The following is a 13,063-nucleotide window of genomic DNA, read 5'->3' as shown; positions in this document are numbered from 1 at the left end:
AGTCATGCCCAGAATCAAGAGGTCTGCGTGAGTTCGGCGTACTTCGCCGCCGTGAGGAGGTTCTCGGCCGACTCGACGCGGACCTTGAACAGCCATCCGTCGCCGTACGGGTCGTTGTTCACGATCGCCGGGTCGTCCACGACGGCGCTGTTGACCTCGATCACCTCACCGGTGACGGGCGAGAACAGGTCGCTGACGGACTTGGTGGACTCCAGCTCGCCGCAGACCGCGTTGGTGACGACCTTGGCACCGACCTCGGGCAGCTGGACGAAGACGATGTCGCCGAGCGCGTCCGCGGCGTACTCGGTGATTCCGCAGGTCAGCGGGTCCTGGGTGCCCGGCGTCCAGTCGACCCACTCGTGCTCGGCGGTGTAGAGCAGGTTCTCGGGGAACTCCACGGCGCGACTCCTCTGGCTGTGACGGGTCAGCAAACTTGCGCCCCCTCCGCCGTGCAGAGTTGCCTACCCCGAGCGGTCTTGCTGCCTGAGAGTGTGCGGGAGCTTGCCCCTTCGGCGCCCCGACCAGTTCGTCGAGGTCTCTCCCACTCGGGTTCTGACGCTTGCGCGCCGCGGCCGGTGTTCAGTTCTCGGCGCGAACGCTATGTGCGGCCCCCGCCGAGTGTCAACGCGGGACGGTCGAGTGGAACGCGAACGGGACTCAGGTCGCTCTGTCCTAGATGAACAACCAAGGGTTACCGGATAGTGCAATTCGCACAGTGACATGACCTTGCGACTGGCTCACATTATGAGATGTCGGCCACCGAACGGAGGAGTCATCGTGCGGATCGCAGTTCCTCGCGAGATCAAGAACCACGAGTACCGCGTCGCTCTCACGCCTGCCGGTGCGCACGAACTGACCAGCCGCGGGCACGACGTGTACGTCGAGCAGGGTGCCGGTCTCGGTTCCGCGATCACCGACGAGGAGTACCTCGCCGCGGGCGCCAAGATCCTCCCGACCGCCGACGACGTGTGGGCGGAAGGTGACCTGGTTCTCAAGGTCAAGGAGCCGATCGCCGAGGAGTACCCCCGTCTCCGCGCCGGCCAGACCCTCTTCACGTACCTGCACCTCGCCGCCGACAAGCCGCTGACCGAGGCGCTGCTGGCGTCCGGCACCACGGCCATCGCCTACGAGACCGTGCAGCTGCCGAACCGCTCGCTGCCGCTGCTCGCCCCGATGTCCGAGGTCGCGGGCCGGCTGGCCCCGCAGGTCGGCGCGTTCTCGCTGATGAAGCCCTCCGGTGGCCGCGGCGTGCTGCCCGGCGGCGTCCCCGGTGTCGCTCCGGCCCGTGTGGTCGTCATCGGCGGCGGCGTGGCGGGCGTCAACGCCGCCACCATCGCCGTGGGCATGGGCGCGGACGTGCAGATCCTCGACACCAACGTCGACCGCCTGCGCCAGATCGACGCCCAGTTCCAGGGCCGCCTGCGCACGCTGGCCTCGAACTCGTTCGCCATCGAGCAGGCCGTCCGCGAGGCCGACCTGGTCATCGGCGCCGTGCTCGTCCCCGGTGCCGCCGCCCCGAAGCTCGTGTCGAACGCGCTGGTCGCGGACATGAAGCCGGGTTCGGTGCTCGTCGACATCGCCATCGACCAGGGCGGTTGCTTCGAGGACTCCCGCGCCACCACGCACGCCGAGCCGACCTACGAGGTCCACAACTCGGTCTTCTACTGCGTGGCGAACATGCCGGGCGCCGTCCCGCGCACCTCGACCTACGCGCTGACCAACGTGACGCTGCCGTACGCCGTCGCGCTGGCCGACAAGGGCTGGGAGAAGGCGCTCAAGGACGACCGTTCGCTGGCTCTGGGCCTCAACGTCCACGCCGGACTGCTGACCAACGGCCCGGTGGCCGAGGCGACCGGCCTCGCGCACACGCCGCTGGAGACCGTTGTCTAAAGCCAACTGAATGAATGAGGCCCCCGCACGCGTGAATCGCTGCGGGGGTTTCGCCTATCCGGCACCCGAACAGGTGACCGGCCTTCCGTTCCACCGCCGTCTGGCCGCCATCGAGCACATCATCTACCGCCATGTCAGGTGACTCGACGCGCAACGTCGTCCGAGGCGACGCCGGCACGGTGATCCAGGCGGGTTCCGTTCACCTGCACGCGGAGTCCGCCTGGACGACCCCGCGGCAGCTGCCACCGGACGTCGCGCACTTCACCGGACGCACCCCGGAACTCGACGCCCTCGACGCCCAGACGTCCGGCGGCACCCGCCCGGTGATCATCTCGGCGATCGCGGGCGTGGCCGGCGTGGGCAAGACAGCGCTGGCGGTGCACTGGGCGCACAGCCGTCGCGACCGATTTCCCGATGGCCAGTTGTACGTGAACCTGCGCGGTTTCTCACCGGAATCACCGCTCACGCCGACCGTCGTGCTGACAGGTTTCCTGGCCGCCCTGGGAGTGTCCGGCGCGGCTGTCCCGCAGGACACCGACGCCATGACCGGTCTCTACCGCTCGCTTCTCGCGGACCGCCACATGCTGGTGCTGCTCGACAACGCGGCCACCGCCGAGCAGGTTCGCGCGCTTCTGCCCGGCTCACCGGCCTGCCTCGTTCTGGTGACCAGCCGGAACCGACTGGCGGGCCTGACGTCGAGAGACGGCGCGCACCGCATCGTTCTGCGTGAGCTGCCACCCCGCGACGCGTTGGCGCTGGCACGAGACGTCATCGGTCCAGTGCGCGCGGACGCCGAACCCGATGCCACCAACGACCTGGTCCAGCGGTGCGCCGGGTTGCCGCTCGCACTTCGGATAGCGGCTGAACAGGTCGCCGACCGGCCTCATCGGTCCATCGCCGCGTTGGCGACGAACCTCGCCGACCGCCGGCTGGACACGCTCACGACCCAGGACGACACGAGTGCCACGATCCGTTCGATCTTCGCGTGGTCCTACCTCGCCCTGCCCGCGTCGGCGGCACGGCTGTTCCGCCTGCTGAGCCTCCATCCCGGCCAGACGATCAGCACTCAGGCCGCCTCCGCGATGACCGGGATGCCTGTTCGGCCGCTGCTGGACACGTTGACCAGCGGACACCTGCTCACCGAAGTCGGTCCCGACCGCTTCCAGTTCCACGACCTGGTCCGGGACTTCGCCGCGGAGACCACACACGCCTGTGACACCGCCGCGGATCGCGCGAAGAGCGTCCAGCTGCTGCTCACCTGGTATCTGCGCACCGCTGACGTCGCCAGGCTGACGATCTACCCGCATCACGGACGACCGCGTCTGGAACACGACCAGTTGCAGAACGTCGAGCCTGAGACGTTCGACTCCCGGAGTGCGGCGGTGGAGTGGTACCGGCAGGAGCACGTCAACCTCCAGTCCGCACTTCACCACGCCTCACAACACGGCCACGCTCTCATCGCGGCGCTGCTGCCGATCTGCATGGCGACCCACTACATCCGCCACGGTCATTGGGCGGCCGATGCCGAAGCATGTGCCGTCGGCCTGGAGAACGCCCGGCGGCTCGGTGACGAGCAGGTCGAACTGGTGAGCCTCAGCGCGTTCGTGGACGCCTTGTTGCGCGCGAACCGGCTCGACGAGGCGATTCTGCACGCCGAGCGGATGCGGGACATCGCACAGCGGCTGGGAAATCGGCGTCAGGTGGCGGGTAGCTACCACGTGATCGGGCTGGCGCTCGAGCAACTGGAGGATCTCGACAACGCGGCCGGATGCTTCCGGCAGGCACTACCGCTCTACCGCGAACTGCGCGTCCAGCGCGGCGAAGCGATCATGCTGGGCGAGCTCGGACGCATCTGTCATCGCCAGGGACGGTTCGACGACGCGCGAGCCCACCTGGTCCAGTCCCTCGACATCTGCCGCTCGTCGGGCAACTCGTGGAACGAAGCGCTCTTCCTCCGTCACCTGGCCCAGCTCGAGGCCGACCTCGGCGAACTCGGCCAGGCGGTCGAGCACTTCATGAGCGCTGCCAGGACTTACAACGAGTGCGAGGACGACTACCAGACCGCCCGCACGTTGCAGCTACTCGGCGACACCCTGGACGGCCAGGGCCTGACCGACCGGGCGATCCCGGCGTGGAACGAGGCTCTCACGATCTACGAGAGCATTCACGCGCCGGAAGCCCAGGCGCTGCGCTCAGTCATCTCAGGGCGGCGACGCGCGCCTTGATGCCGTCGATCACGCAGTCGAGCCCGAACTCGAACTGCCCTTCCAGCGACCAGATCTCCTGCTCGTCCAGCATCCTGACGTAGTTCGGGTGCTTCTCCCGGTACATGTCGGCGATCTTCGCCAGGTCCGGCGGCGGCGAGTCCATCCCGCCGCGCGCGATGAAGTTGACCTCGGCGATCGAGTACCCGACGACGTAGCTCGACACCGTCGAGACCGACTGCGCCGCGGCGGGCAACGACAGGCCCGCCCGCAGCAGGGGTTCGAACATCGAGTCGGACATCGCCACCGCGTTCGGGCCGATGCTGTTGAACTCGCCGATGCCGCGCACCCACCACGGGTGCTTGAGCGCGAGATGACGCAACGCGTGCATCATCCCGCGCACCGCGCTCTCCCAGTCGTCGTCGGGGTCCGGCAGGGGGAACTCGCCGTAGATCTCGTCGAGGCAGAGCTCGATCAGGGCGTCCTTCGTCGGCACGTGCCAGTACAGCGACATGGGGGCCGCACCCAGTTCCGCCGCGAGCTTGCGCATGGAGAGCTTCTGCCGGCCGTGCTCGTCCAGCATCTCCATCGCCTTGCGGACGATCGCCTCCCGGCTCAGGCCGAGGGGCTGACCGCTGCTGGGCCTGGGCTTGCCGAACCACACGCTCTCCACGAAGCGATCCTAGGCACGCCGCAGCAACACGCTGGCCACAACACCTCCCAGGAACACGGCGATCGCGCCGATCAGCAGGCTGATGCTCATGCCGTTCGAGAACGCCTCGCGCACGACCGTGATGTCCGCACCGCTGTGCAGCGCCTCGCTCAGTGACCGCCCCGGAACGCCGTCCGGCAGCGACGCCACGAACCGCGCCGACAGCAACGCGCCGAGCACGGCGATGCCGAACGAGGAACCCAGTTCCGTCAGCGTGCCCGACAGCCCGGACGCGATGCCGGCGCGTTCCGGCGGGATCGAGCCCATCAACGCGTTGACCGCGACCGGTTGGGACACGCCGACTCCGACGCCGATGAGGATGAGGCCGGCCAGCGTCGGCGGGTAGGTGGTGCCGATCGACAGCAGTGCCACACCGCCCGCGACGATCGTCATGCCGAGCAGCATCGCCCGGCCCGCGCCCAGCTTGATCACGAGCTGTCCCAAGGTGTTGCTGGTGACGAGCAACGCGATCGCCATCGGTGCCACGCGCACGCCGGCCTCCAGCGGGCTGTAGCCGAGCACGCCCTGAAGGTGTTGCGTCAGCAGGAAGAGCGAGCCCGCCATGCCGAACGCCGCCAGCACGCCCGACGCCACCGCGCCGGTGAACCGGCGGTCGGAGAAGAACCCGAGATCGAGCATCGGATCAGCGGTGTGCCGTTCCCACAACGCGAATCCGGTCATGGTGATGAGTCCGATCGCCACCGGGACACCGAACTCCGCCGAGCCGAACCCGTGCTCCGGCACCTCGATCACCGCGTAGACGATCGACACCATGCCGATGATCGACAGGATCGAGCCGAGCACGTCCGGCTTGCGCACGGTCGGGTCCTTGGACTCCGGCACCAGCATCGCGACGGCCGCGATCGCGAGGATCGCCACCGGCACGTTGATCAGGAACACCGAGCCCCACCAGAAGTGCTTGATCAGCGCGCCACCGATCACCGGCCCCGCCGCGAAGCCGAGACTCGTGACGGCGGCCCAGATACCGATGGCCTTCGGGCGTTCCTTGTCGTCGAACAACTGCATCAGCACGGCGAGCGTGCCGGGCATCAGCACCGCGGCGCCGATGCCCATGAAGCCGCGGGCCGCGATCAACGCCTCGGACGAGCCCGCGTAGGCGGCGACCGCGCTACCGGCGCCGAACAGTGCGAGACCGGCCAGAAGCGCGCGCTTGCGGCCGAACCTGTCGCTGAGCGATCCGGTCGTGAGCAGTAGGCCCGCCAGTGCCAGCGAGTAGGCGTTGATCATCCACTGGATGTCCGCGGTACTCGCGTCCAAGCCCGTCGAGATGGACGGGATCGCCACGTTGAGCACGGTGTTGTCCAGCACCACGACCATCACGGACAGGCAGAGCACGCCGAGCACGGCCCAGCGCTGGGGGTGCGGGTGCACCCCGACCTTCTCAGTCGTCGAAGTCATCGTTCCTCCCCCTTACGGTGTACGAGGAACTTACAGCGTACGAGTCCGCAGGGCACAAGCGATTTTCGCTGCGAGGGGAAAGAGAGAAAAAGAAAGGGCGGCCGCGCTCAACCAGCCTGGGGGTCACTGGGAGCGGGGCCGCCGTCACCAAATATAGCGGGCCTTGGCGCACCGCGCCCAGCACCCCCACCGAAACGCGACCCAAAAGTTTCCCCGAGTGGACCACTGACCCTGTCCGGCTCGTCCAGCAAACGAGTGAATTCGGTGTTTCCCGGTGCGGCGAGCAGGGGGTTCGGCCGATGAAGACGGAGTCGGGTGTCCCTCGAAGGGAGATTCCATGGCTGAACCACAGGGATGGATCCACTGCCACGACCCGTTCGGTCGGGACAGATCGATGACCGTTCTGGTGGAGAACGACCGGGTTCTGCTGGTCACGCCTCCGGGCGAGACAGCTGTGATGTCCGCCACTCAGACGCGTCGGCTGGGCTCCTTGCTCGACCAGGCCACGGCGAAGATGTGATGGACGAGACCCTCCGCGACGCGGTGCTGCAACGCCTGGCACTGCTGGACAAAGTCGCCGAGCACGGAGAGGCCGAGGCGCTGGTTCCGTTGGCCCGCGCGGAGATCCACCGCCTGGCGGACGGCTGGCGGCTGTTGCTGACGGTGCACCAGCCCGACGAGGACAGCCGGTGCAAGGCCTGTCCTGGCTGGCTGCGTCGCCGCCGGTGGCCGTGCCAGATCTGGAACATGGCGCACCAGCACCTGATCGGCGAGGGACTGCCTCACCGCGAACGGCGCCGGCCGTTGCGCAACCCTTTCACTCGATCAGGTGTTATCGAACTGCCGGAGGAGACTCCTGCCGAGATGACCACCGAACTGCCGATCCTCCGCGACGATCCGCCGGTCGTGCACCGCGCGCCCGTCGTGTCTCGGCCCAAGCACGCCTTGCCGGACTGACATATCGGGCAGGATGGGCCGCATGCATGACGGCAGCGGCCTCATCGCGGTCCAGAACCTGTCCAAGCAGTTCGGTTCTGTCACGGCCGTGCACAACCTGAGTTTCACCGTGTCACCCGGCAGCGTGACGGGCTTCCTCGGCCCGAACGGCGCCGGCAAGACGACGACCCTGCGAATGCTGCTGGGTCTCGTCAAGCCGACGAGCGGCACGGCGACGATCAACGGACGACCGTTCCACCAGCTCGGCCAGCCCGGCCGCGTGGTGGGGGCGGTGCTGGAGGCGCAGGGGTTCCACCCCGCCCGCTCCGCCCGCAACCACCTGCGTGTGTACGCGTCGGCCATCGGCGTGCCGGACGCCCAGGCCGACCAGGTCATCGGCCTGGTCGGCCTGGGCACCGCCGCCGATCGCAAGGTGGGTGGGTTCTCCCTCGGCATGAAGCAGAGACTGGCGCTGGCCACGGCGTTGCTCGGCGACCCTCAGGTGCTGGTGCTGGACGAACCGGCGAACGGGCTCGACCCCGAGGGCATCGCGTGGCTGAGGACGTTTCTCCAGTCGTACGCGCGCATGGGACGCACGGTGCTGATCTCCAGCCACCTGCTGGCGGAGGTGGAGCAGACCGTCGACCAGGTCGTGATCATCTCGCGCGGGCAGACCATGTTCCACGGGCCGCTGGACCGGTTGCGGCAGTCGCAGCAGCGGCGCGTTCTCGTCCAGCCGTCGGACATCAACGCGCTCGCGTCCGCTCTCCGGGCCGAAGGAGTGCAGGCGATCGAGCAGCTGCCGGACGGCAGGCTCGCGGTGTCCGGTGTGGACTCCCGGCAGGTGGCGGACAGCGCGTTGAAGGCCGGTGTGTCGATCTACGGCATCCAGGAGGAGCAGGTCGACCTGGAGCGGTTGTTCTTCCAGCTCACCAGTGGCCAGTACGCCGGACAAGCGCCGGCGCCGTATCAGCAGCAACAGCAGGGTGGTTGGGCCTGATGGGCAACCTCGTACAGGCGGAGCTCCGCAAGACGACGACGACCGGCCTGTGGTGGGGCCTGCTGATCCCCACCGCGGTGCTGGCGCTCGGCTGGGGGCTCGCGACCGGCCTGCTGGGACAGTTCTTCGTGGACTTCGCGTCGTCGAGCGACGTGGACGAGGTGTCCGACTTCCTCGGGGTCACGCCGGACCAGTGGAAGATCTCGCTGTTCGGCATGGCGCGGGCGATCAACATCTCCACGATCTTCCCGATGATCTTCGGCGCGATGGCGATCTCGGGTGAGATCAACCGGCGGACGATCACGACGACGTTCCTGACCGCGCAGTCGCGGATGCACTCGATGCTGGCGAAGATGCTGGTCTACGTGCTGTGGGGCGCGATCTACGGCCTCGCGATCATGCTGTTCCTCGGCATCGGCGTGGTGCTCACCAGTGAGTCCGGGCAGCTGCCGGACGCCGGTGGCTGGGCGATGCTGACGCTGGTCTGCGTGCTGTCGTCGATCCTGATGACGATGTTCGGCGTCGGCGTCGGCGCGCTGATCCCGAACGTCGCCGGGACGATCGTGTTGCTGCTGCTGTACTTCCTGGTGATCGAGAACGTGCTGCACCTGGTGCTCGCGTACCTGGAGGTGCCGGCGGTCATCGGCTTCCTGCCGAACGGCTCGATCAACGGGCTCACCGGGTCGGTCGCGGTCGACCTCTTCCTGTCGTCGGCGGGTGTGGTGCCAACGGAGATCGAGGACGTGCTGCGTGCGATCGCCGGTGCCGGCGGAGCGCTCGACTGGTGGTGGTCGGGCCTCGTGTTCCTCGCCTGGTCCGGGATCGTCTTCGCGGGCGGCTGGGCGGTCACGCAGTCCAAGGACATCACCTGACCTGCGGTTTCTGACGTCACAATTTTATGTCGGACCCCGAACGTACTGTGGGTCCCGTGACAAAGGGCTGGATCCGCCGACTGACCGCAGCGTGCTGGCAGCACCCCCGCCTGGTGGTGCTGTCGGTGGTCGCCGCGGTCGTCGGCGTGGGTCTGCAGGCGGCGGGTCCGTTGCTGCTCAAGACCGCGATCGACGACTCGACGGTGGGCCGCACCGACCGGCTGTGGCCGCTCATGGTGGCGCTGATCGTTCTCGAGGTGCTCACGTTCGGGTCGGCGTTCCTGCGGCGCTATCTGGGCGGGCGGCTGGCGCTGGGCGTGCAGCACGATCTGCGGCTCGGCGTGTTCTCGGCGGTGCAGCGGCTCGACGGCGCGAAGCAGGACGAGCTGCGGACCGGGCAGATCGTGTCGCGCTCGATCACCGACCTGCAGCTGGTGCAGTCGCTGCTGATGATGGCGCCGCTGGCCGTGGGCACGGTGGTGTTCGCGGTGGCCGCGCTGGCGGCGATGATCTACCTGTCGATCCCGCTGACGATCATCGCGGTGATCGTGCTGCCGCTGGTGGCGTGGCTGGCGGGGCGCACCCGGCTGACGCTGTTCCCCGCCACCTGGTCGGCTCAGCAGCGGGCCGCCGATCTGGCGCAGCACGTCGAGGAGACCGTCACCGGTGTCCGCGTGGTGAAGGGCTTCGGCCAGGAGGCACGCGAGGTCGCGCGGCTGGAGAAGCACGCCAAATCCCTGTTCGCGGAACGGATGCGGGCCGCTCGGCTGTCGTCGAAGCCGCTCGCGACCGTGACGGCGCTGCCGTTGCTCGGCCAGGTCGCGGTGCTGGGGCTGGGCGGCTGGCTGGCGTTGCACGGCCAGGTCACGCTGGGCACGTTCCTGGCCTTCACGACGTACGTGGCGAACCTCGTCGGGCCGACGCGGCTGCTGTCGAGCCTGATGGTGTCCGCGCAGCTGGCCCGCGCCGGAGTGGAGCGGGTCTACGAGCTGATCGACTCGCAGCCGGACGTGACGGACGGCCCCGGTGAGGTGCCCGACGGGCCGCTCGGGGTCTCGTTCTCCGGCGTGACGTTCGGGTACGCCCGCAGCGAGCCGGTGTTGCAGGACTTCTCGATCTCCGTGGAGCCGGGCGAGACGCTGGCGCTGGTCGGCACGTCCGGTTCCGGCAAGTCGACGGTCTCCTTGCTGCTGCCCCGTTTCTACGACGTGCACGCCGGTGCCGTGCGGGTCGGCGGCGCAGACGTGCGGACGTTGAAGCTGGAGTCGTTGCGCGGCACCGTGGGCGTCGTGTTCGAGGAGGCTTTCCTCTTCTCCGACACGGTGTTCTCGAACATCGCGTACGGCCGCCCGGACGCGTCCCGGGCCGAGGTCGAACGCGCGGCGAAGGCCGCGGAGGCCCACGACTTCATCGAGGCCCTGCCGCTCGGCTACGACACGGTGGTCGGCGAGCGCGGCCTCACGTTGTCCGGCGGCCAACGCCAACGCGTGGCCTTGGCCCGTGCGCTGCTCTCCGACCCGCGCATCCTCGTGCTGGACGACGCGACGTCAGCCGTCGACAACGCGACCGAGGCGGCGATCCACGCGACGCTGGCCTCGGTGACGGCACACCGCACGACGTTGCTGGTGGCGCATCGGCGTTCCACCCTGTCGCTGGCCGACCGGATCGCGGTCCTGGACGCGGGCCGCGTGATCGACATCGGCACGCACGCCGAACTGACCGTGCGCTGCGCCCTCTACCGCGACCTGCTGGCGGGCCCCGGCGAGGCGATCGAGTCCGCCGCGCCCGTCCGGACCGGAGAGCTGTGGCCGGCGCTGTCGCAGGAGGACCTCGACGAGCGCCTGATCGCCGAGGCCAGGACCACGGCTCCCGCTTCGGCCGGCCGTCGCGGCGGTGGGGGCGGCGGCGGTGCCGGCGGCGGGATGTCCGCGCTGGCCGGCGGCCCGCCCACCCCGGAACTGCTGGCCCAGGTGCGGAAACTCCCGCCCGCCACCGAGATCCCGGTGCTGCACGGCGAAGACCCGCGCGCCCCCGATCCCGCCTTCCGCCTCGCCCGCCTGCTGCGCCCGGTGCGCTGGGCCCTGGGCGGTGTGGGCGCGCTGGTGGTGCTGGACGCGCTGGTCGGCATGGGCATGCCGTCGCTGGTGCGCCTAGGCATCGACGGCGGTGTCGTGGGCGGCGCCGAGTCGTCGTTGTGGCAGGCCGTCGTCCTGGGCGTCGGCCTGGTCGTGGTCGGCTGGCTGACCACGGCGAGCAGCACGATCTTCGCCGCCCGCCTGGGCGAACGCCTGCTCTACCTGCTGCGCGTCCGCAGCTACGCCCACCTGCAACGCCTCGGCCTCGACTACTACGAGCGCGAGATGGCCGGCCGCATCATGACGAGGATGACGACGGACGTCGACGCCCTCTCGACGTTCCTCCAGACCGGCCTGGTCACCGCCGTGATCAGCCTGATCACGGTCGTCGGCATCACCGCGGCGCTGGTGTTCACCGACGCCTCGCTGGCCCTGATCGCCCTGTCGGTGCTGCCGATCCTGGCGGTCGCGACGGTGCTCTTCCAACGCCTCTCCTCCACCGCCTACGCGGAAGCCCGCGAACGGGTCAGCGCGGTCAACGCCGACCTCCAGGAGAACGTCTCGGGCCTGCGCGTCTCCCAGGCGTACACGCGGGAACGCCGCTCCGCGGAAGCGTTCGCCGAACGCAGCGACGCCTACCGCCGCACCCGTCTGCGAGCCCAGCGCTACATCGCCACGTACTTCCCGTTCGTGGCGATGCTCTCCGGCGTGGCCCAGGCGGTGGTCCTCGCCGTGGGCGCCCACCGCGTGGCGACGGGCACGCTGACTCCGGGCGTCCTGCTGGCGTTCCTCCTCTACCTGGGCCTGTTCTTCAGCCCGATCCAGCAGCTCTCCGGCGTCTTCGACGGCTACCAGCAGGCCAGGGTGGGCCTGCGCAGAATCGGCGACCTGCTGCGCACCCCGAGCACGGTCGAACCGCCGTCGGCCCCGATCCCGGTCCCGCCCCGCCTGCGCGGCGAGGTGGAACTGCGCGACGTCTCCTTCACCTACGCGGGCGCCGAGACCCCGGCGCTCGACAACGTGTCCCTCCACGTGACGCCAGGCGAAACCGTCGCCCTGGTAGGCGAAACGGGTGCGGGCAAGTCCACCCTCGTCAAGCTGATCGCCCGCTTCTACGACGCCACCACAGGCGCGGTCCTGGTGGACGGCGTGGACGTCCGCACCTACGACCTCTCCGCGTACCGCCAACGCCTGGGCGTGGTCCCGCAGGAGGCCCACCTGTTCGGCGGCGACCTGGCCGCCAACGTCGCCTACGGCCGCCCCACGGCCACCGAACAGGAAATCCAGCGGGCCACCGAAGCCGTCGGCGCCCTGCCCATGGTCGCCACCCTCCAGAACGGCTTCCGCCAGCCCGTCGGCGAACGCGGCAACCACCTCTCCGCAGGCCAGCGCCAACTCGTGGCGCTGGCCAGAGCCGAACTGGTCAACCCGGACCTGCTGCTCCTGGACGAGGCGACCGCCGCCCTCGACCCGGCCACGGAGTCGGCGGTCCTCGCGGCCAGCGACCACCTGGCAGGCGCCAGAACCACATTCGTCGTGGCCCACCGCCTGGCCACCGCGGCCAAGGCCGACCGAATAGTCGTCCTGGCAGGCGGCCGGATCATCGAACAGGGCACCCACGCCGACCTCTTAACGGCCAACGGCACCTACGCCCGCCTCTGGCGCCACGGCGACACCCCGGAAGCCGCCTGACCCGGCACCCGGCCACCCGGTGAGCACGGCTACCGGGTGAGCACGGTCAATGAGGCACGGGAACGGCGAAGCCGAAGACAACCGCCCCTCCGCACGCCTGGGACAAGCCGAAGCCAACCGGCCACACGGCAAGAGACGGCCCAAAGGCAGCTGCCCACCCACACAGCAAGGACCAAGCCGAGCCACCGACCCACCTGGCACGGCGAAGCCGGTACAAGGCGGCCCGGCGGTTCCGGCAGCGCGGACCACCGCACGCACGCGAC

Annotated in this window: 10 protein-coding genes and 1 riboswitch; of the genes, 7 read left to right on the top strand and 3 right to left on the bottom strand. The window is 69.2% G+C overall.

Translation table 11 applies throughout. From position 1 onward, the window contains the following. Positions 1-14: 14 nt before the first annotated feature. Positions 15-398, bottom strand: coding sequence for a glycine cleavage system protein GcvH (gene gcvH / locus BM417_RS12905; RefSeq protein WP_093592171.1), 384 nt, complete (start codon positions 396-398; stop codon positions 15-17). A 63-nt stretch (positions 399-461) separates the two neighbouring features. Next, positions 462-554, bottom strand: a riboswitch (glycine riboswitch). 223 nt (positions 555-777) lie between these two features. On the opposite strand from gcvH, the gene ald reads away from it, so the two are divergent. Beyond that, positions 778-1,890 (top strand): alanine dehydrogenase, encoded by a 1,113-nt coding sequence (gene ald / locus BM417_RS12900; RefSeq protein WP_093592168.1) that lies wholly within the window; start codon positions 778-780, stop codon positions 1,888-1,890. A gap of 131 nt (positions 1,891-2,021) precedes the next feature. Then, positions 2,022-4,115: an ATP-binding protein gene (locus BM417_RS12895; RefSeq protein WP_093592165.1), complete on the top strand. Its 2,094-nt coding sequence runs from the start codon at positions 2,022-2,024 to the stop codon at positions 4,113-4,115. Here the strand turns inward: BM417_RS12895 and BM417_RS12890 are convergent. Both BM417_RS12890 and BM417_RS12885 read right to left on the bottom strand, forming a co-directional pair. Beyond that, a complete protein-coding gene (locus BM417_RS12890) occupies positions 4,087-4,767 on the bottom strand; it encodes a TetR/AcrR family transcriptional regulator (RefSeq protein ID WP_093592162.1) in 681 nt (226 codons plus the stop codon). The genes BM417_RS12895 and BM417_RS12890 overlap by 29 nt on opposite strands. 9 nt (positions 4,768-4,776) lie before the next feature. Beyond that, entirely contained in the window at positions 4,777-6,225 is a 1,449-nt protein-coding gene (locus tag BM417_RS12885) for an MFS transporter (protein WP_093592159.1), read from the bottom strand. 394 nt (positions 6,226-6,619) lie between these two features. Here BM417_RS12885 and BM417_RS49850 point away from each other — a divergent pair, with 394 nt between their 5' ends. Genes BM417_RS49850 through BM417_RS12860 form a run of 5 tightly spaced genes read left to right on the top strand, consistent with a single transcriptional unit; the run spans position 6,620 to position 12,800 of the window. Next, entirely contained in the window at positions 6,620-6,745 is a 126-nt protein-coding gene (locus BM417_RS49850) for a hypothetical protein (protein ID WP_281248831.1), read from the top strand. Continuing rightward, the gene (locus BM417_RS12875) at positions 6,745-7,182 is read left to right on the top strand and encodes a hypothetical protein (protein WP_245821886.1); all 438 of its coding nucleotides are present in this window, start codon (positions 6,745-6,747) and stop codon (positions 7,180-7,182) included. Before BM417_RS49850 ends, BM417_RS12875 begins: the two co-directional genes overlap by 1 nt. 22 nt (positions 7,183-7,204) lie before the next feature. Further along, positions 7,205-8,161: an ABC transporter ATP-binding protein gene (locus tag BM417_RS12870; RefSeq protein WP_093593644.1), complete on the top strand. Its 957-nt coding sequence runs from the start codon at positions 7,205-7,207 to the stop codon at positions 8,159-8,161. Continuing rightward, positions 8,161-9,033: a hypothetical protein gene (locus BM417_RS12865; RefSeq protein ID WP_093592156.1), complete on the top strand. Its 873-nt coding sequence runs from the start codon at positions 8,161-8,163 to the stop codon at positions 9,031-9,033. Before BM417_RS12870 ends, BM417_RS12865 begins: the two co-directional genes overlap by 1 nt. A gap of 26 nt (positions 9,034-9,059) precedes the next feature. Further along, positions 9,060-12,800 carry an ABC transporter ATP-binding protein gene (locus tag BM417_RS12860; RefSeq protein ID WP_093592153.1) on the top strand — a complete coding sequence of 1,247 codons (3,741 nt, stop codon included), beginning with the start codon at positions 9,060-9,062 and terminating at the stop codon, positions 12,798-12,800. Positions 12,801-13,063: the final 263 nt, after the last annotated feature.

The organism is Lentzea waywayandensis, from assembly GCF_900115955.1.
Lineage (GTDB): Bacteria > Actinomycetota > Actinomycetes > Mycobacteriales > Pseudonocardiaceae > Lentzea > Lentzea waywayandensis.
This window is presented reverse-complemented; position numbering and strand designations above follow the sequence as displayed.

Coding starts and splice junctions, on each gene's coding strand:
- BM417_RS49850 (WP_281248831.1), top strand. CDS start 6,620: ATGACCGTTCTGGTGGAGAACGACCGGGTTCTGCTGGTCACGCCTCCG.
- BM417_RS12895 (WP_093592165.1), top strand. CDS start 2,022: ATGTCAGGTGACTCGACGCGCAACGTCGTCCGAGGCGACGCCGGCACG.
- BM417_RS12875 (WP_245821886.1), top strand. CDS start 6,745: ATGGACGAGACCCTCCGCGACGCGGTGCTGCAACGCCTGGCACTGCTG.
- BM417_RS12860 (WP_093592153.1), top strand. CDS start 9,060: ATGTCGGACCCCGAACGTACTGTGGGTCCCGTGACAAAGGGCTGGATC.
- BM417_RS12885 (WP_093592159.1), bottom strand. CDS start 6,225: ATGACTTCGACGACTGAGAAGGTCGGGGTGCACCCGCACCCCCAGCGC.
- BM417_RS12865 (WP_093592156.1), top strand. CDS start 8,161: ATGGGCAACCTCGTACAGGCGGAGCTCCGCAAGACGACGACGACCGGC.
- BM417_RS12870 (WP_093593644.1), top strand. CDS start 7,205: ATGCATGACGGCAGCGGCCTCATCGCGGTCCAGAACCTGTCCAAGCAG.